General features: G+C 62.0%; 17 protein-coding genes and 1 tRNA gene. 12 read left to right on the forward strand and 6 right to left on the reverse strand.

Annotated elements, in window-relative coordinates:
* The 7 genes from NBW56_RS05040 to NBW56_RS05070 are packed head-to-tail and all read left to right on the forward strand — an operon-like array spanning position 1 to position 8,800.
* Positions 1-513: an FHA domain-containing protein FhaB/FipA gene (locus tag NBW56_RS05040; RefSeq protein ID WP_250258214.1), complete on the forward strand. Its 513-nt coding sequence runs from the start codon at positions 1-3 to the stop codon at positions 511-513.
* A complete protein-coding gene (locus tag NBW56_RS05045) occupies positions 510-1,796 on the forward strand; it encodes a Stp1/IreP family PP2C-type Ser/Thr phosphatase (RefSeq protein WP_250258215.1) in 1,287 nt (428 codons plus the stop codon). Before NBW56_RS05040 ends, NBW56_RS05045 begins: the two co-directional genes overlap by 4 nt.
* On the forward strand, positions 1,796-3,205 hold the full coding sequence (locus NBW56_RS05050) for an FtsW/RodA/SpoVE family cell cycle protein (RefSeq protein WP_250258216.1): 1,410 nt from the start codon (positions 1,796-1,798) through the stop codon (positions 3,203-3,205). The genes NBW56_RS05045 and NBW56_RS05050 overlap by 1 nt, the downstream gene beginning before the upstream one ends.
* A complete protein-coding gene (locus NBW56_RS05055) occupies positions 3,202-4,647 on the forward strand; it encodes a peptidoglycan D,D-transpeptidase FtsI family protein (RefSeq protein ID WP_250258217.1) in 1,446 nt (481 codons plus the stop codon). The genes NBW56_RS05050 and NBW56_RS05055 overlap by 4 nt, the downstream gene beginning before the upstream one ends.
* 1 nt (position 4,648) lies before the next feature.
* On the forward strand, positions 4,649-5,977 hold the full coding sequence (locus tag NBW56_RS05060; protein WP_250258218.1) for a serine/threonine-protein kinase: 1,329 nt from the start codon (positions 4,649-4,651) through the stop codon (positions 5,975-5,977).
* A gap of 11 nt (positions 5,978-5,988) precedes the next feature.
* Complete coding sequence (gene pknB / locus NBW56_RS05065) at positions 5,989-8,124, forward strand: Stk1 family PASTA domain-containing Ser/Thr kinase (RefSeq protein WP_250258536.1); 2,136 nt, start codon at positions 5,989-5,991, stop codon at positions 8,122-8,124.
* On the forward strand, positions 8,111-8,800 hold the full coding sequence (locus NBW56_RS05070; protein WP_250258219.1) for an anthranilate synthase component II: 690 nt from the start codon (positions 8,111-8,113) through the stop codon (positions 8,798-8,800). The genes pknB and NBW56_RS05070 overlap by 14 nt, the downstream gene beginning before the upstream one ends.
* A gap of 60 nt (positions 8,801-8,860) precedes the next feature.
* Here the strand turns inward: NBW56_RS05070 and NBW56_RS05075 are convergent, their stop codons facing one another.
* Both NBW56_RS05075 and NBW56_RS05080 read right to left on the reverse strand, forming a co-directional pair.
* A complete protein-coding gene (locus NBW56_RS05075; RefSeq protein WP_164497571.1) occupies positions 8,861-9,031 on the reverse strand; it encodes a hypothetical protein in 171 nt (56 codons plus the stop codon).
* Positions 9,031-9,771, reverse strand: coding sequence for a class E sortase (locus tag NBW56_RS05080; protein WP_250258220.1), 741 nt, complete (start codon positions 9,769-9,771; stop codon positions 9,031-9,033). The genes NBW56_RS05075 and NBW56_RS05080 overlap by 1 nt, the downstream gene beginning before the upstream one ends.
* A 162-nt stretch (positions 9,772-9,933) precedes the next feature.
* Between NBW56_RS05080 and NBW56_RS05085 the strand changes: the two genes are divergently transcribed.
* The 5 genes from NBW56_RS05085 (at position 9,934) to NBW56_RS05105 (ending at position 13,230) form a co-directional block, all read left to right on the forward strand.
* A complete protein-coding gene (locus NBW56_RS05085) occupies positions 9,934-10,245 on the forward strand; it encodes a cell division protein CrgA (RefSeq protein ID WP_016663349.1) in 312 nt (103 codons plus the stop codon).
* 1 nt (position 10,246) lies between these two features.
* Positions 10,247-11,077, forward strand: coding sequence for an SGNH/GDSL hydrolase family protein (locus NBW56_RS05090; RefSeq protein ID WP_250258221.1), 831 nt, complete (start codon positions 10,247-10,249; stop codon positions 11,075-11,077).
* Between the two features lie 65 nt (positions 11,078-11,142).
* Positions 11,143-12,021, forward strand: a complete 879-nt coding sequence (locus NBW56_RS05095; RefSeq protein WP_250258222.1) for a hypothetical protein — start codon at positions 11,143-11,145, stop codon at positions 12,019-12,021.
* Between the two features lie 56 nt (positions 12,022-12,077).
* Entirely contained in the window at positions 12,078-13,031 is a 954-nt protein-coding gene (locus NBW56_RS05100; protein WP_250258223.1) for a hypothetical protein, read from the forward strand.
* 123 nt (positions 13,032-13,154) lie between these two features.
* Positions 13,155-13,230 (forward strand) — tRNA-Arg (locus NBW56_RS05105).
* A gap of 93 nt (positions 13,231-13,323) precedes the next feature.
* Here NBW56_RS05105 and NBW56_RS05110 read toward each other — a convergent pair.
* The 4 genes from NBW56_RS05110 to NBW56_RS05125 form a co-directional block, all read right to left on the reverse strand.
* Entirely contained in the window at positions 13,324-14,517 is a 1,194-nt protein-coding gene (locus NBW56_RS05110) for an IS481 family transposase (RefSeq protein ID WP_074299946.1), read from the reverse strand.
* 302 nt (positions 14,518-14,819) lie between these two features.
* A complete protein-coding gene (locus tag NBW56_RS05115; RefSeq protein WP_250258224.1) occupies positions 14,820-16,523 on the reverse strand; it encodes an FAD-binding oxidoreductase in 1,704 nt (567 codons plus the stop codon).
* Between the two features lie 5 nt (positions 16,524-16,528).
* Positions 16,529-17,230 (reverse strand): lysophospholipid acyltransferase family protein, encoded by a 702-nt coding sequence (locus NBW56_RS05120; RefSeq protein WP_250258225.1) that lies wholly within the window; start codon positions 17,228-17,230, stop codon positions 16,529-16,531.
* Positions 17,227-18,045, reverse strand: a complete 819-nt coding sequence (locus tag NBW56_RS05125) for an SDR family NAD(P)-dependent oxidoreductase (protein WP_239379439.1) — start codon at positions 18,043-18,045, stop codon at positions 17,227-17,229. Before NBW56_RS05125 ends, NBW56_RS05120 begins: the two co-directional genes overlap by 4 nt.
* Positions 18,046-18,070 lie beyond the last annotated feature (25 nt).

Consider the following 18,070-nt stretch of genomic DNA (forward strand, 5'->3'; position numbering starts at 1 on the left):
GTGAGCGAGCTAACCCTCATCGTTCTGCGCTTCGGCTTCGTCGTCGCGCTGTGGCTCTTCGTCATCGTTGCGCTCATCGTGATGCGCAACGACCTCTTCGGAACCACGGTCATTACGCGCGGCGGGAGCGGCCGAAAGGCAGGGGCTGAGCGGCGCACCGTAAGCGACCCTTCTGCGCTCCATCAAGGGCAGAAAACCACCGACCCGAATGCCGTGCAAACCCAGCTTGTTGTGACCGCCGGCCCGCTTCGCGGCACCACCATTCGCCTCGCAGCCTCGCCGATCCTTATCGGCCGTGCCCCCGAATGCACGCTTGTGCTCTCAGACGAGTACGCTTCCAACCGCCACGCACGAGTGTTCCCCCATGACGGTGAGTGGTACGTCGAAGACCTCGGATCCACCAACGGCACGACGCTCGCCGGAAAGTCGCTCGAAGGCTCCGCGCCCTTCAAACCGGGTGCCGCCATCACGATCGGCAACACGCACATTGAATTGAGGCGAGGACCCCGATGACCATCGCGTTGCGCTACGCAGCGAAAACAGACGTCGGGCTCGTACGCTCGAACAACCAAGACTCCGGGTATGCCGGCTCGCACCTCCTCGTCGTCGCGGACGGCATGGGCGGCCACGCCGGCGGGGACGTTGCGAGTTCCGTCGCGGTGGGGACACTCGCCGAACTGGAAACCGACGCCCCCGGAACCGACATCGTCGCCGCCCTTGAAGGTGCGGTGCTTGATGCCAACGATGCGATCCTGAGGCGCGCACGCGAAGAACCTCAACTCGCAGGCCTCGGAACAACCGTCACCGCGCTCCTTCGCGCGGGCAACAAGTTCGCGCTTGTCCATATTGGCGACTCACGCGCCTACGTCGTACGCGATGGCCAGTGCACGCAGGTCACCAAGGATCACACGTTCGTGCAGCGTCTCATCGACGAGGGCCGCCTTACGCCCGAAGAGGCCGAACGCCACCCGCAACGCTCCATGATCATGCGCGTGCTCGGCGACGTCGATGCCGACCCCGAACTTGACCTGAGCCTCAAGCCAGCCGTCCCGGGTGACCGCTGGCTGCTGTGCTCGGACGGCCTCTCAGGACTCGTGTCGTTCGAAACGATCAGCGATGTCCTCGCAACCGTCGAGGACCCAGAGGAGTGCGCCGAGCAGCTCGTCGAACTCGCTCTCAAGGCTGGCGGCCCGGATAACATCACGTGCGTCATCGCGGATGTGATTGACATTGACACGCTCCGCAAGGGCGATCCAGGTCCCTCGAGCGGGAACGTGGTGGTAGGCGCCGCCGCGCGCGATCGTCACCGCCCCACCGCTGCAACGGGTCCAGCGGCACGCGCCGCGGCCCTTACCCGCGACGAAGCACCGTACGAAGACGAGGACTACGAAGAGGAACCGCCCCGGCGCTCCCCGTGGCCCGTGATTGCCCTCTTTGCCCTCATCGCCGCGATCCTCACGGGCGGCGCGTGGTTCGCCTACGACTGGACGCAAGACCAGTACTACGTGGGCAGTAACGGCGAGAACGTCGTGATCTACAAGGGCATCTCACAGGACCTCGGCCCCATCTCCCTCTCCCACGAAGAAGATGTCACCGACGTCGCCTTAACCGACCTGCAGCCCGTGACGCAAACCCAGGTCACCAACACCATCAGCGCGAAGAGTCGCGAAGACGCCGACCGCATCGTCGCGCAGCTCGCAGCCGAAGGGAGCCTCTCGCGAGATACCTCCTCGGGTGCGAGCGACCAAGGCGGCGCAAGCGATGCAGGCGGAGCCTCGTCGGACGGTGGGCGATAGTGGCAACGGTGATCAGCTACCAGGCACGAACACGGCGCATTTTGCACCTTGTTCTGCTTCTCGCTGCCTTCGCGATCGGTCTCGGCGCGAATGTCCTCGTGGACCTCGGCCGCGACGAGCAGATTTCCTCGTCTACCTGGTGGCACATCGGCGCACTCGGCGTCGCTGCGCTGCTCGTATACGTCGTCGCCTCGTTGCGCATCTCCTACGCTGACCCGCTGCTCTTGCCGATCGCTTTCCTCGTGAACCTCGTGGGTCTCGCGACAATCAAAAGCGTCGATCTCGTCTACGCCAAATACACGTCGTGGACGCACGGTTTTGCCTCACGCCAAATTATGTGGACCGCTCTCGGCCTCGCATGCGTCATCGGCGTGCTCGTTCTCATGCGGGATCACCGTCAGCTCCGTCGCTACACCTGGATCACGGGAGCCGTCGGACTCCTCTTCCTGCTCCTCCCGCTCGTACCCGGTCTTGGTGCCGCAAACTACGGTGCGCGCATTTGGATCCGGATCGCGGGTTATTCGTTCCAGCCTGCCGAGGTGGCGAAGATTCTCTTTGCCATGTTCTTCGCGGGCTTCCTCGTCTCGAGGCGCGATACCCTCGCCCTTGCGGGCCCGCGGGTCCTCGGCATCACGCTCCCCCGCTGGTCCGATCTCGGCCCGCTTCTTTTCGCTTGGGCGGGCGCGACCGCCGTGCTGGTTTTCCAAAACGACCTTGGCACCTCGCTTCTGTTCTTTGGCCTGTTCGTCGTCATGCTTTACACGGCTACGGACCGTCTCAGCTGGTTCATTATCGGCGCGCTCATGTTTGCGCCTCCGGGGATCTATTACGTGCTCAAGCTCGGGCACGTTCAGCGGCGCTTCGAGTGTTGGCTCGACCCCATGAGCCGCGAGAACTTCAGCAACTGCGGTCAAATCAACAACGGCATCTTTGGCCTCGCGAACGGCGGGCTTTTCGGTACGGGACTCGGTGAGGGCCGCCAAGACACGATCCCCTTTGCGCAGTCCGACTTCATCTTTGCTTCGGTCGCCGAAGAGATTGGTCTCGTGGGGGTGTTCGCACTCCTCGCTCTCTACGCGCTTTTCGTGCAGCGCGGGCTCCGTTCAGCGGTGGGCATTTCCGACGGTTACGGGAAGCTCATCGCGGCCGGGCTGTCTTTCACACTGGGCCTTCAGGTATTTATCGTTGTGGGCGGCGTGACGCGCGTGATTCCCCTGACGGGCCTCACGCTGCCGTTCATGGCGGCGGGCGGCTCGAGCCTCGTGGCGAATTGGATCATCGTGGGCCTGCTCATGAAGCTCAGTGACGCCGCTCGCAGGCCTGCGGCTCGCAGTCTCGGTGAAACTGAAAAAACCATCGCGGTCGAACAGCGTGCGCCGCGCACCATGGATGCGGAGGTGACTGCATGAACAAGCCGCTTCGCCACGTTTCACTCGTGCTCGCCGTGCTCCTCCTCTTCCTCTTCGGCTCCACCACATACTTCCAGGTCATCAAAGCGGAAGAGCTCAATTCCAACGGCCGCAATGCACGCACGATCTACAACGAGTTTGGGCGCCCACGCGGGCCGATCGTCGTGGACGGCGTCGCGGTCGCCTCGAGCACGAAAGTCAACAACCGCTACGGGCTCAAGCGCGAATACGCGAACGGCCCGCTCTACGCGCCCGTCACGGGCTACAACAGCGTCGTATACGGGTTCGGAGGCATGGAAAAGGCCACAAACGAAGAGCTTTCGGGCAAAGCCGATTCGCTTTTCTACGACCGCCTCATGACCGTGCTCTCGGGGCACGACCCGCAAGGCGCTCAGGTCGAGCTCACGATCGACGCCACGGCACAGGAAACCGCCTACGAAGCGCTCGGCGAACGCCGTGGCGCGGCCGTCGCGATCGACCCCACCACGGGCGCCATCCTCGCGATGGTGTCAACACCGAGCTACGATCCGAATGCCCTCGCTTCGCACAACGCAAAAGACGTGCAAGAAACGTGGAAGCAGCTCAACGACGACCCGAATAAGCCCATGCACAACCGGGCGATCGCGGGAAACCTCTATCCGCCGGGCTCGACGTTCAAACTTCTCGTGGCCGCCACTGCGCTCGATTCGGGCAACTACACCCCCGAATCGGAAATCCCAGGGCCCGGAAGCTACCAGCTCCCGAACTCATCAACATCGCTCGCCAATCACCCGAATGGCGACACGTCTGCGTGCGGCCCGAACGACGCGTCAAGCCTGCAATCCGCTCTCGAGCAAAGCTGCAACACCTCGTTCGCGATGCTCGGCGTGCAGCTCGGTGAAGACGCCCTCGAGAAGAAAGCCGCCGAATACGGCTTCGGGGAAAAAATGGAAATCCCCCTCTCCGTCACGCCCTCCTCGATCGCCTCCGACATGGACGACGCGCAGCTCGCCATGAGCGCAATCGGTCAGTACGAGGACAAGGTCACCCCGCTCCAGATGGCGATGATGGCCGGCTCGTTCGCGAACGACGGGATCGTCATGGAGCCCCAACTCATCAAATCGGTGCGCACGGGCGACCTCAAAGAAGTCAAGGCGCTCACCCCACACAAGAAGAGCCAGCCACTCTCCGCCGCAAGTGCCGCGCACATGCGGCAAATGATGGAGGCCACCGTTACCGACGGTACCGCCAAGCGCGCGCAGATCGACGGTGCCGAAGTGGGCGGAAAAACGGGAACGGCGCAGTGGGCGAAAGGGAAAAAGCCCCACTCGTGGTTCGTTGGCTACGCAATCAAAGGCGACAAGAAGGTCGCGGTGGCCGTTGTCGTCGAAGAAGGCGGCTACGGAAGTACCGCTGCCACCCCCATCGCGCGAGACCTCATGAAGGCAGTGATCGAGGAATAGCATGAAAACACGTAAAGGACTCGTTCTCGAAGGACGCTACGAACTCACTCGCCTTATCGCCACGGGCGGCATGGGCCAAGTCTGGGAAGGCAAAGACAAGGAGCTCGACCGCCCCGTCGCCGTCAAGGTCTTGCGCGAAGAGTTCGCGGGCGAAGAAGGCTACCTCAAGCGCTTCCGCGCCGAGGCACGGCACACCGCCGCCCTCGCGCACGAGGCGATCGCCGGCCTCTACGACTACGGTGAGCTCGACGGTCGTGCCTACATCGTGATGGAGCTCGTCAAGGGCCGACCTCTCTCCGACATCATCGAAGAGCACGCCGATGGACTCGACGAAGAGCGCGTCATCGCCATCCTCAAGGAGCTCGCGAAAGCGCTCGATGCCGCGCACGTGAAGGGCGTTGTGCACCGCGACGTCAAGCCCGAGAACGTTCTCGTGGACGACAAGAACGACTGGGCACTCAAGATCACCGACTTCGGCATCGCCCGCTCAAACGACCAGGCGAAACTCACGAAGACGGGCCTCGTGATGGGCACTGCCCAATACCTTTCCCCCGAACAGGCGATGGGGAAGCAGGCCACGAGCCTTTCCGACATTTACGCGCTCGGCATCGTCGCTTACGAAATGCTCACCGGCTCGCGGCCCTTCACGGGCACGAGCCAGGTGGAGATCGCGATGGCCCAGGTCAAAGAAGCGCCGCCGGAGCTTCCCGAGCGCATCAACGCGGATCTGCGGCGCCTCGTCATGATGATGCTCGCAAAAGCGCCCGCGAACCGGCCGCGATCGGCCGCCGTTGTTGCACGTATCCTCGACTCGATCGAACGCGGCGAAGAGCCACGCTTTGGAACGAGCGCCGTTCGCGCACCGGGCGCACGCTCAGATACGGGCACGGCCTCGGCTAAGAACGAGGGTGCGCACTCGAGCCGCAAGATCACCTCGAAGGCCAACTCACGCACGGCCAATCCGATTTCTCCGACGGGAACGCGGACTGCGGCGATGCCGCTCGCGGGCGTCGGCTCAAAACCCGTGACGATCAGGTCCTCGTCCACGGCGGCCTCGGCACCCAGCGCGCGTTCGGCCGCGAGCGCCAATTCCGCGGGAAGTGCGAGCCGCGAGCACGGCGAGGCTGCTCGCCGCGGAACATCCACGGGGCAGAGCGTAGGCAAGGTCAGCTTGCCACTCGTGATCGTGATCGCCGTCGTGGTGATCGCGGCGATTGTGGCGATTCTCGTGGGGACGGGAGTTATATCCCTTGGTGCGAGTGCGCATTCATTAGACTGGACGGGCGCCGAAGTGAGCGCACTGTTGAGGAAGGCTACGGTGACATTGTGAGCGAAGACCGCATGTTACTCAGTAACCGCTACGAAATTGGACGCCTTCTCGGGCGCGGCGGTATGGCTGAGGTTTATCTTGCGCGCGACACGCGCCTCCACCGCACGGTCGCCCTCAAGGTTCTGCGCTCGGATCTCGCTCGTGACCCACATTTCCAAGAACGCTTCCGTCGCGAGGCCCAGTCGGCCGCAGGCCTCAACCATCCCACCATTGTCGGCGTCTACGACACGGGCGAGGATCACCGTACGGAGCCCACGGGCGAAGAGGTCACGATCCCCTACATCGTCATGGAGTACGTCGAGGGTGACACTCTGCGTTCATTTATCTCGGCAGAAAACCCGATGAGCGAGCAACGCGCTTCGGCTGTGATGGGAGGCGTGCTGAGTGCACTTGAGTACTCGCACAACGCCGGAATCGTCCACCGGGATATCAAGCCCGGCAACATCATGATCACGAAGAACAACGAGGTCAAGGTCATGGACTTCGGTATCGCTCGCGCGGTCTCCGAGTCCACGGCGGCGATGACTCAAACCCAAGCGGTCATGGGCACGGCGCAGTACCTCTCGCCGGAGCAAGCGCGTGGTCAGCAGGTTGATGCTCGTAGTGACGTGTACTCTGCCGCGGTCGTGCTCTACGAGCTCCTCACTGGTCGCCCTCCATTCACGGGTGACTCCCCCGTGTCAATCGCCTATCAGCACGTGCGCGAAACTCCGGTTGCTCCTTCAATCTTCAACCCGAACCTCAATAAATACATGGATGCCGTCGTGCTCCATGGGCTCGCGAAGGATCGCGATGTGCGCTACCAGAGCGCCGCGGATTTCGCGAAAGACATTCGCGATGCCGCAGCGGGCCGTGAGCCGCACATTCTCGGCGCTGTCGCCGCGGGCGCTGCCGGTCCCGCGAGCGCCGAAGCAGCAACTCAGGTACTAAGCCCCTCGGAATTCTCGAACCCGGACTCGTTCCAAGATCAAGAAACCCAGGTCATTCCCGCGCATACGGCTCCTCTCGCCACCGCGGGCGCCACCACCGCAGGTGCCGCCTCACCCACGCCTCAGGGGGCACGCAGTGCTCTCGATGAGATCGCACCGGAAGAGGAAAAGAAGAGCCATGGAGGCGCGTGGATCGCCGCGCTCATCGTTCTCCTGCTCGTCGTGGCCGGGGCCGCGTGGTGGTTCATTGCGCAGCAAAACCGGGAGCCGGAGCACGTGAGTGTTCCCTCGGTCGTGGGCATGGCGGAAAGCGATGCGAAACAGACCCTCACCGAGGCGGGGCTGACTCCACAGTTCTCCCAGGAAGCAAGCACGGAAGTCGACGAAGGCCTCGTCATCTCGACCGACCCAGAGGCCGACACCGACGTGGTCACAGGTTCAACCGTCAACGTTGTCGTCTCGAGCGGTCCCGACGCCGCTGCCGTCCCGAAGCTCGAGGGGCTCACGAAGGACGAGGCGAAACAGGCCCTCGAAGAGGCCGGCTTCTCAATGTCCGTTGCTGGTACGGAAGACTCCTCCGAGTTCGATAAGGATGTCGTGCTCCGGTCTGAACCGAGCGAGGGCGCGAGCGCGCCGCAGGGAAGCACCGTAAATGTGTGGGTCTCGAGTGGCCAGGTGGAGGTTCCCAGCGTGGTTGGGTTCACTCAGTCCGACGCCGAACAAGCCCTCAAGGATGCCGGATTTGAGGTGACTGTGGCCGGCCGCGAGGCGAAGGACGGTGAAACTGTTGGCAACGTTCTTGAGCAAACACCCGCCGAGGGAACAGCATCGCTAGGCTCAACCGTGCGCCTTGTCGTCGCTGCAGAGGCAGGACCGGTGACGATTCCCAACGTGGTGGGCCAAACTCTCGAGGAGGCTCGTGCCCGCTTGAGCGACCCCGCTCTCAACCTTGGCACCCACGTGCAAGAGGAGTTTTCCGACTCGGTAGAGAAGGGGCGCGTCATCCGTACCGATCCCGAGGTAAATTCCGAGGTGAAGTCGGGCTCGAGCGTCACGATCATCGTGTCGAAGGGTCCGGAGCCCACGCCAACGCCAGAACCTACGCCGGAGACGACCACCCCCTCGCCAACGGTTTCGCCGGTCAACGGGAATGGCAACGGCAACGGCAATGGCAATGGCAAAGGGAACGGTCGGGGCCGCGGTAATGGCGGCAACTGAACACTCAAGCGCCCCGTGCCGCATCCTCGTTGTCGATAATTACGACTCGTTCGTGTACACGATCGTCGGGTACCTCGAACAGTTGGGGGCCGAATGCGTCGTCGCGCGCAATGATGCCATCCCCGAATCCACGGGCGGCACCCCCGACCTTTCGGAGTTCAACGGGGTGCTCATCTCCCCCGGTCCCGGCAACCCTCTCACCGCGGGCCGCACGCTCGAGGTGATCGGCGAATGTGCCCGTACCTCAACTCCCATGTTTGGAGTCTGCCTGGGCCTGCAATCGCTCGCCCACTATTTCGGTGCGACCGTGACGCACGCGCCGCAGCTCATGCACGGCAAAACGAGCCTCATCCATCATGATGGTCGCGGCCCCTTCGCGTCGCTTCCTACACCTTTTGAAGCGACGAGGTATCACTCGCTCGCGGTTGTTCCCGAAACGGTTGACGAGGGAATTCTTGAGATCACGGCCCGCGCTGACGACGGCAGCATCCAGGGGCTGTCTCACAGAAGCCTTCCGCTTCACAGCGTGCAGTTCCACCCGGAGAGCGTGCTCACGGCAAGCGGGCATGCGATGCTCGCCTTCTTCCTTGAGCTTGCCGAGGGCCGCGATGGCTCACGTGCCGAGGAGCGAGCCCGTGGGCTTGCGCCACTACTTGCTCCACTCGCCGCTCACTGAGGACGCACCGAAGGTTCCGTGTCGAGGGGCACGCCTTCGCTGCTTGTCTCGCTGAACGCGCTAGTAAGCGGCGAGGGCCGAAACTGTGCCTTGGTTGAACGGCATATACGGTGCGATCACGGGGAACACCCACCCGAACAGCAGGACCACGAGGGCCGCAAAGAGGATGAGCAGTACGAGCACTTTGACCCACCATGGGCCCGGAATGATTCTGTAGAGCCAGCCGTACATTACTTCTTTACCTCCGCAAGCTCTTTGGGGATGCCCTTGCTGCGATCAACCCAGTGGTCGTACTTCGCGTACGTGATGTAACGTTGCGCGGCTGAATACATGGGGTGGCACGCCGTCATGGTGAGCATCCGCTCCGTGGGCTCCTCGCCGGGCTTATTCGGCACAGGGGCGATCACCTGAACGTCGTGAGGCTGCACGATCTCCGATCCTGTCACGTAATACACGTAATAGGCCTTCGGACCTTCAACAATCACCGGATCACCGGGTTCAAGCCGCGCGATATCGTGCAGCGGCCGGCCATACGTCGAACGGTGACCGGCGAACGCAAAGTTCCCCACCTCGCCGGGAAGGGCCGTGTCGGGGTAGTGACCGTTGCCGATCACGTTGAGCACCTTCTCCATGCTCACGCCCTCGGCGATAGGGGACGTGACCTTATCGAACTTCGGAACGTGCAGCTCTCCCCACACCTCGTTTTCTTTAACATTCTCGATCTTCGGCGCTTCACCTTTTTCCGGCGGCGCAATTTTCTTTGGCGACGGCCCGCCCCACTTCGACTGGAGCTCCTGAATAATCACCGCGTGCTCGCGGTCGGCAACGACGTCTGTCCACCACAGCTGCCACACAACAAAAAGGAGGAGGAAAGCTCCGACGGTAATCAACAGCTCGCCGAGCACACCGATAATGCTCGAGGCTATGCCGCGTTTACGCTCAGGAACTCGACTGTGGCGGGAAGAGGTCACAATGTCTCCGATTCGGAAGGGGGTTTAATCGGCAGGCGTCGGAATAAAACGAACCTACTCCTTCACGCACTGTACCCTAATATATGCCGCTGCCGGCGTCGCTCCCACCCCTCGGAGCGGAGTCGACACCCTCGTTCCAGTTGTGAAAGGTTACCGTTACCCATGGCCAAGAAAGTTCGGCGCTCCTCGACCATCCCCACCCAGCAGAATCAACCCGCACGGGATCGAGTGACACGCGCCGAGGCCGAAACCCGCCGCTCACGTCGCGCACAAGAAAGCGCCGCCGAGGCCTACAAACCGAGCCCCGCGTGGCTCGTGCCCACCGCCGTCACACTCCTCATCCTCGGCATTTTGTACATGGTCGTGTACTACATTTCGAGTGCGCAGTATCCGCTCCCCATTGGCGATTGGAACCTCGCCGTCGGCATCGGCATCCTTCTCGCGGGCGGAGGACTCCTGACTTTCTGGAGGTAGCATGAGCGACACACAAACCGCACCCCTTCACCCATGGCGGCGCTTTGTCGCCATCGGTGACTCGTTCACGGAAGGTATCGGCGACCCCGATCCGAACGTTCCAGGCGGGGTCCGCGGTTGGGCAGATCGTGTCGCCGAAGAGCTCGGGCGCACGTGCCCCGATTTCGCGTACGCGAACCTCGCGATCCGCGGGCGGCTCTACAAACAAATCATCGAGGAGCAGCTCGAACCGGCGATCGATCTCAAACCGGACCTCGTGAGCTTCTTCGCGGGCGGCAACGATGTGATCCGTCGCGGCGATCCCGACGCGATCGCCTCCGATATCGAGGTCGCCGTCGCTCAACTCGCCGAAACGGGCACCGACATCATCCTGTGGACCGGACCCGATGTTGGCAACACTCCCGTTCTGAACCTCATCCGAGGGCGTTCCGCGATCTACAACGAAAACATGCGCACGATCGCGAAGCGCTACAACACTTTCGTTGTGGACCTCTGGGCCACCCGCCAGCTCGTGCACGAAGGCATGTGGGCCGAGGACCGCCTGCATTTTTCACCACTTGGCCACCACACGATTGCGCGCGAAGTCCTTGCCACCCTCGACGTCCCGAACGAGCTTCGCGAATTTAAGCCCCACGACCCGCCGCAGCGCACGTGGCGCCAGGCTGCCGAGAAGGACCTCGTGTGGGCTCGCGACCACCTCGGCCCCTGGGTGATGCGGCGCATTCGCGGTGAAAGCTCGGGCGATGCCATACATCCGAAGCGCCCAGAGGCCTCCCCCGTCTTCGGCGAGGGCATGCCGCCGGGCTCCGCTTCCCGGGAAGCGGAAGACTAGCGGCGCTCCTGTGCGATAGTGTGCACTCGGACACAACCCTCCTAACCCTAGGCATCCTCATGACGATGACTCAGCCACGCGCACTCAAAAAAATTGCAGCCCTCCTGATGATCCCCTTCGTCCTCCTCGTCGCCGGTTGCGGCAAGCTGGAGGCAACGCTCACCGTCGAGAGCGACGAGAAGGTCGTGTTGGAGGGAGTCGTGACCGGGCAGACCTCCTCACTTGATCTGATCGGCGCGACCCCCTCGGACGTATGCTCCGCGAAAGACACCACCAATGACGGTGGAGAAACGACCCAAGGCAAGGTCGAGGTGAAACTGACGGAAAGCGGCGACACCTTCGAATGCGAGTTCACCAGTACGGTCGAGGACGCCAAGGACATCAAGAAAATCCTCACCTACGACGAAGATTCGAACACGTACACGCTAAAAAGCATGTTGCCCCTACCGCAGATCGCCGACCAGCTCGCCGGAGGCGGTTTTACGGCTGACGTCACGATCCTCATGCCCGGCAAGGTCACGGAGTCGAGCGTCGGCACAATCGACGGCAACAAGGTCCACATCACCGATATCAAGGAGTTTCTCTCGGAGTACGAGATCAAGTCCGAAGGCCCCGGGTTTCCTTGGCTCATCGTCATCATCGTCGTGGTCGTGCTTGTGCTTCTCTTCGTCGTTGTCGCAGCCGCAGCCGCACTCTTCTTCCTGATGCGCAAAAAGAAGAAGGGGGCCGCCGCGAACGTCCAGAATTTCCAGCAGCAGGGCCAGCCTCCTTTTCGCCAGAACCCCTCGCCCGCCTTCCCCCAGCAGCCCCAGCAGGCCCAGCAGGCCCAGCAGCCGCAATGGTCGCAGCCGCACAACCAGGCACCGCAGCAGAGCCAGCCATATCAGGGCGATGGTCACCAAGACTCCTACGGCGACCAAGGCCCTACCTCTGCGAACCACTGACCAGCCATCGTTGTCGACCAGCGCACACCCGCGTTTTCATGAAAGAAAGGTTTCACGTGACGCACACACAGCCACGCTTCCTCAAGAAGTTCGCCGCCTTGATCGCCATCCCGTTCATGCTTCTCCTCGCGGGTTGCGGCAAGCTTGACGCGACCATCAACATCGAGAGCCCCGAAAAGATCACCCTCGAGGGTGTCGTCTCGATAAAGAAATCCTCGCTCGAGGAAATCGGCATGACCCCCTCTCAGTTCTGCGGCAAGGAAGCTCTTGAGGAATTTACTGGTGAGACCAAGCCGGATCTCAAGCTAGAGGAGAAAGACGACGAGGTCGTGTGCACTTTCTCTGGCCAAAAGGATGAAAAAAACCCCATGGGCGATGCCTTGAAGTACGACGAGGAATCGGACACCTACACCTACCACGAAGACTCGAAGGGTTCATTTGGCGACCAGGCGGCGGCTGCCGGCTTCAAGGTTGATTTCACCTTCGTTTTCCCCGGCAAGGTCACCGAATCGAGCGTCGGCAAGATCGACGGCAACAAGGTCCACATCACCGACACGAAAGAATACTTCTCCGGCATCACCATCAAGGCCGAGGGCAGCAGCTTCCCCTGGCTCATCGTCATCATCGTGGTCGTTGTTGTTCTTCTCCTTGTCCTTGCGGCGGTCGTCATCGGCGCCCTCGTGTTCATGAAGCGCAAGAAGAAGTCCGGAGCCGGCGACGCACACTTCCAGCAGCAGGGATCCTTCCAGAACTCGATCCACGGAGGTGCGCAGCCGCAGGGGCAGCAGGCACAGCCGAGTGCCCAGCCGAGCTTCGGCCAGCACCCCTCGCAGGGCACCTCTAACGCGCCCCAGCCGCCGAGCTACCAGGCTCCCCAGCAGCAGGGCAGCTACGAAGCACCGCAGCAGGGCCAGCAGCCGCCTCAGCAGGGCTTCCAGGGGAACTCGTTCAGCGAACCTGGCAATCAGGGACCGCAGGACAACCCCGGCCAGACCTTCGGTAAGCAGTAACCCCACCGCGCCCTGAGAGCATCACAACCGAGGGCCCGTGACTAGACTCACGGGCCCTCGGCTCGCACTTCGGGACGTACCGGAGTAAAGTAATACAAGTCAGTTCGAGAGAACAGGCAAAAAGCGCCCGTAGCTTAACGGATAGAGCATCTGACTACGGATCAGAAGGTTGGGGGTTCGAATCCCTCCGGGCGCGCCAGTGTCATGAGTCGCGTCATGCTTGACGCATGAGTCGCGACATGCTGGACGGGCCGGCATCCCAGTTGTTTTTGTTCTGGGGTGCCGGTTTTGTTCATTTGGGGTGGAGTGCTGGGTCGCCGTGTTTCCAGTAGGCCTTTTGGTAGTCGCGGGCGGTGTCGATGTAGTGCTCGGTGAGTACTTCTCCGGTTTCAACCAGTGATGTGATGATGTGGTTGTCGGTGATGACCATGAGAATTTTCTTGTGTTTGTAGGCGCGTCCGATGCCGAGGTGGAAAAGTTTGCCGGCGTAGCGCACGCTGACTTTGCCGTTTTTGTCGATTGTGTCGTTTCGGGTTCGCCATTCTTCTTTGGGGTTGTTGTTGGGTGTGGCTTTGACTCCGGTGGTGTATGCCTGCTGTGGGGTGCGTCTGCCCAGGGCGCGGTGGGGTCGGGTGCAGTTGTAGTATTGGCGAAACTCATTGAGGAGTTGTTGCAGCTCATCAATGTTTTGTGCTGGGGGTCGGGCTTTGATCCATTTTTTGAGGGTTTGGTGGAACCGCTCAATTTTTCCTTGGGTTTGGGGGTGGCCTGGCCGGCCGTTTTTCTGTTGGATTTTGTGTGCGACGAGCACTTTTTCGAAAGCGTTTCTCCCACCTTTGCGTCCGGCTAGGCGTGCGGTGAATACCAGTCCGTTGTCCGTAAGCGTGGATGCTGGCGGGTCGTATGTGTGGATTAAGCGTGTGAGTTCGGCGGCGACGGCGGGGCCTGTGAATGCGGCGGCCGCGGTGATTGACAACAGGTATCGCGAGTGGTCATCGAGGAAGTCGAGGACTTCAATGCGTGTGTTGTCGGCAAGGAAGAGGTGGGTGATGTCGGCTTGCCAGCATTCGTTGGGCATTGCGGCCTCGAAGCGGATGTAGGAGCTTCTTGGCTTCTTTTGTGGCTGCGGGGTGATCAGGCCTTCGTTGGTGAGGATGCGACGGATCGTCGAAGTTGACGGGGCGCGTTTGCCGGCCTGTTCGAGGTGGTAGGCGATGGTTTCGGGTCCTGCGTCAAGTCCGTGCCGGGTGAGCTGTTTGCGGATATCGATGATTTCGTTGCGCAACGCGTCCGGTACCGCGTGTGGGTGGGTGTGAGGGGCACGTGATTTCGGTGCGATTGCCTCGGCGCCGCCTGCGTCGTAGGCGTTGAGTATCTGGTGGACGCGTTGGCGTGAGATGCCAAAGCGTTTGGCGACGTTGGTGGGTGTGCCGCCTTGGTCTTGAACGGCTCTGACGATGGCGAGGTTGCGGTTGGGACTGTTCATGGTGTCAACCATGTCCCGACTCACCAGTCAAGCGTCACCGACACGGGTGAGGTAACCCTAAGTGTCAACAATGACGCGACTGACCTGTCAAGGATCACAACGCCTTCCCCAGGCACACCCCGTCAAATATGTCATGACCTCGGACACCTCCGGGCGCGCCAGCAACAAGGCCCTCCACTTCGGTGGAGGGTTTTTGCGTTCTCCACCGTTCATGGAGAGTGTGCCCCATGCGGAACGCCGCACCCCGCCCGGCATGGGCGAGTGTGCGGCGTTCTCTTCGGCCTCGAGGGCCAGGGCGGATGTCAGGAAACGATCTTGCCGGGGTTGAGGTTCTTGCCCGGGTCCTGAGTCTCGTAGAGATCACGCATCATCTTGACGCCGAGCGGGCCCGCCTCTTCCTCAATCCAGGGCTGGTGCTCGGTTCCGACCGCGTGGTGGTGCGAGAGCGTGCCGGCGTGCTTCTGGAACTCACTTTGCACCGCATGCTTGATCGCCGTGTACTGCTCGAGCATGACCTCGTTGTTCGCGTACGGCACCGCGAAGGTGAAGTAGAGGCACGCACCCTGGTGGTAGCTGTGGCTCATGTGGCAGAAGAAGAAGCCGGGAATGCCGAGCTCGTCGAGCTTCGCGTAGAACGTGTCATACACCTTGGAGTGCATCTCGTTAATCCGCGCCCACGTGGTGCCGGTGTCGGAAACGTCGCCGAACACGTTGAGGCCGAGGAGGAAGTCGCGCAGGTAGGGGGTATCGAACTTCTTCTGGTCATAGATCGCCCCGGGGCCCGCACCGAGGGTAATGCCGCCGGCCTTCTTGACGATCTTCTTCACGGCGGCCTGCTCGCGGCTGATCTGGGCTTTCGATCCCTCGAAGCACACGTAGCTCATGCACATCTCGTTCTCGGTGTCCCAGCCCTTCTTGCGCAGGTACGCGAAGAGGCCGTCCTGGATCTTGCGGGTGATCTCGCCCTTCTTGTCTTTCGGCTCCTTGAGCATCGAAAGGCTGAAGGCTGTTTCGGGACCGTCGCTCAGGCGCGTGAACACGGGGTGGACTTCGCTGCGGGCAATGGCGTGCATGGCGCGGATGCCGGATTCCCAGTCGGGGAACATGTACGCGATGACGACGCGGTTTTCTGCCATGCGATGCACGCGCACGGTGCATTCCGTGATGACGCCGAGGCGACCCTCGGAGCCGAGGATCATTTCGTGGATGCTCGAGCCGGAGTCGCGGCCGGGGATCGGCTTCGTCTCGACAATGCCGTCGGGGCGCACGACCTTGAGTCCTCGCACGATGTCCTCGATGTCGCCGTAGCGATCGGACTGCATGCCGGTCGAGCGGGTCGCAGCCCAGCCACCGAGCGTTGAGTACGTGAACGAGTCGGGGAAGTGCCCCATCGTCCAGCCGAGCTCGTTGAGCTGCTCTTCGAGGTCGGGGCCGTACACGCCGGCATCGACGCGTGCAAGGCCCGAGGTGTCATCGATCGAGATGACCTCGCGCATGCGGCCGAGGTTGATCGTGATAATCGGGCGCTTTTCATTCACGTTCGGAGTGACGGATCCGGAGATCGAGGAACCGCCGCCGTAGGGAATCGCGACGAGGTCGTGCTCGACGATGTAGGCGAGGATCTTCTGCACCTCATCGTCATTCTTCGGGTAGATCACGGCGTCGACGAGGCGGGTGAAGTCACCGGTACGTGCGCGAAAGAGGTCGATCACGGAGCGGCCAAAGGAGTGCACGACGCGGTACTCATCGTCGTCGAGGAGGTTGTCCTCGCCCACGATGGCGGCGAGCGCCGCGCGGTCGTTCGCACCGAGGCGGCTCGCAGGCACCTCGTAATCGCTCAGCTGTGGCTCCGGTGCCGGCGTGAGCTTCTCGAGGTCCATACCGATCTTTGACTTGGCGAAGCCCGGGAAGGCGGGCTTGTTGTCCCAGCGGAAGGTGATGTCGTCAAGACCCCACCCCCACCATTTGTGACGCTTGACCTCGCGGGCCGAAATCGGGCTGTTCATGACGGTTACTCCTCGGGTGGTTGGGTTCCCATGATGGCTAGGTAATTCTCGGTCTTGAGGGTTCCGACGGCTGCCTGGATCCTCGCGTTGAAACTGAGGGCGCTTTCGCCCTCCTCCGCGCGCATGGGCGCGCCGAACACCACACCGACGGGAGGTTTGCCCGGTTTGGGCCAGCTTCGACCTTTCGGCATCGCTTCGTGTGCGCCGATGAGCGCGGCGGGAATGACAGGGATGTTTTCAGTGATGGCAAGGGAAGCCGCGCCGGGTTTGAACTCGGCCATCTTCCCGGTTTTTGAACGCGTGCCTTCGGGGAAAACGAGCACGGGGACACCCGCGGTGAGCAGTGTTCGCGTGATGCCCGAGTGCTTGCGGGAGCCGTCGCGGTCGATGGGGAAGGCGTTGAAGAGCGCTCGCACGAAGATCCGGCGGTACCAAATGTCAAAGAAGTATTCGCGAGCAACGCCCGTAGAGAGATATTTCCCCTGCGCAAAGGGGAGGCCTTGGGCGAGCATCGGGGCATCGAGGTGGCTCGAGTGGTTAGCCACAAGCAGGAATGCGCCGCGGACTTTTTTGACTTCGGGGTTGACGATGATCTTTTGCGTGACGGCGCTTTTCACGACGCCCTTGAAGCCGATTCGCACGAGCAGCGCGCGAAGGTAGGCGCGCCAGGGCGAACGATAGAGGGAAGGGTCGTGATACTTGCTCACTTGGTTCCCTTCTTGGGGGCTTTCGACAGTGGTTTTTCTTTATCGCGCCGCTTCGTAAACCATGCCGCAATCGAATGCATGATGTTCCGGGGAGCGGTGCGGGCGAGGAAAGCGAGCACCTTGAAGCGCTTTGAGGGCACGGAGATGAGCTTTCCGCGCGCGACATCATCGAGGCATTCCTTGACGAGGCGCTCGGGAGAAAGCCACAGGAAATCCGGGATCGACGAGCCGGAGATGCCGGCGCGCTCGTGGAATTCGGTGCGCACCCAGCCCGGCTGGAGCGAGGTCACGTGCACGCCGCTTCCCGCGAGACGAACCGCGAGAGCTTCGGTATAGGTGTTGCCCCACGATTTGATCGCCGAATAATTGTTCTGTGGGAGATACCCGGAAACGGAGTTCACGTTGATGATCCACCCCGTGCCGCGCCGAGCCATCGCGCGACCGGCCGCATTCGAGAGGTGAAGCACGGCCTTGATCATGACCTCGATCCCCGAGTCATGAAGCGAGAGGTCGTCGCCGAGAATGTCGCTGCGCACACTGAAGCCCGCGTTGTTGACGAGGATGTCAACGGCGGGGTGTTCGATGCTTTCTTGCGTAAGACGCGCTGCGACGCGGTCCCGCTCAGCTTCCACTTCGAGGTCGCACACCATTTCTTCGACATCGATGTCGTAGCGGGTGCGGAGGTCTTGTGCGAAACGCGAAAGACGATCGGCATTGCGGGCGACCAACACGAGGTCGACACGCCGCTTGGCGAATTCGCGCGCGAAAGCGGCCCCGATACCAGAGGTGCCGCCGGTGATGAGGGCCCTATGCATGGCCCCTACGATACACTAGGGCCGC

It is taken from the genome of Dermabacter sp. Marseille-Q3180 (genome assembly GCF_940792985.1).
Lineage (GTDB): Bacteria > Actinomycetota > Actinomycetes > Actinomycetales > Dermabacteraceae > Dermabacter > Dermabacter vaginalis.

Excerpts from the sequence above, each read along its gene's own strand:
- NBW56_RS05045 (WP_250258215.1), top strand. The coding sequence starts at position 510 with ATGACCATCGCGTTGCGCTACGCAGCGAAAACAGACGTCGGGCTCGTA.
- NBW56_RS05055 (WP_250258217.1), top strand. The coding sequence starts at position 3,202 with ATGAACAAGCCGCTTCGCCACGTTTCACTCGTGCTCGCCGTGCTCCTC.
- NBW56_RS05060 (WP_250258218.1), top strand. The coding sequence starts at position 4,649 with ATGAAAACACGTAAAGGACTCGTTCTCGAAGGACGCTACGAACTCACT.
- pknB (WP_250258536.1), top strand. The coding sequence starts at position 5,989 with ATGTTACTCAGTAACCGCTACGAAATTGGACGCCTTCTCGGGCGCGGC.
- NBW56_RS05070 (WP_250258219.1), top strand. The coding sequence starts at position 8,111 with ATGGCGGCAACTGAACACTCAAGCGCCCCGTGCCGCATCCTCGTTGTC.
- NBW56_RS05075 (WP_164497571.1), bottom strand. The coding sequence starts at position 9,031 with ATGTACGGCTGGCTCTACAGAATCATTCCGGGCCCATGGTGGGTCAAA.
- NBW56_RS05085 (WP_016663349.1), top strand. The coding sequence starts at position 9,934 with ATGGCCAAGAAAGTTCGGCGCTCCTCGACCATCCCCACCCAGCAGAAT.
- NBW56_RS05090 (WP_250258221.1), top strand. The coding sequence starts at position 10,247 with ATGAGCGACACACAAACCGCACCCCTTCACCCATGGCGGCGCTTTGTC.
- NBW56_RS05095 (WP_250258222.1), top strand. The coding sequence starts at position 11,143 with ATGACTCAGCCACGCGCACTCAAAAAAATTGCAGCCCTCCTGATGATC.
- NBW56_RS05110 (WP_074299946.1), bottom strand. The coding sequence starts at position 14,517 with ATGAACAGTCCCAACCGCAACCTCGCCATCGTCAGAGCCGTTCAAGAC.
- NBW56_RS05115 (WP_250258224.1), bottom strand. The coding sequence starts at position 16,523 with ATGAACAGCCCGATTTCGGCCCGCGAGGTCAAGCGTCACAAATGGTGG.
- NBW56_RS05125 (WP_239379439.1), bottom strand. The coding sequence starts at position 18,045 with ATGCATAGGGCCCTCATCACCGGCGGCACCTCTGGTATCGGGGCCGCT.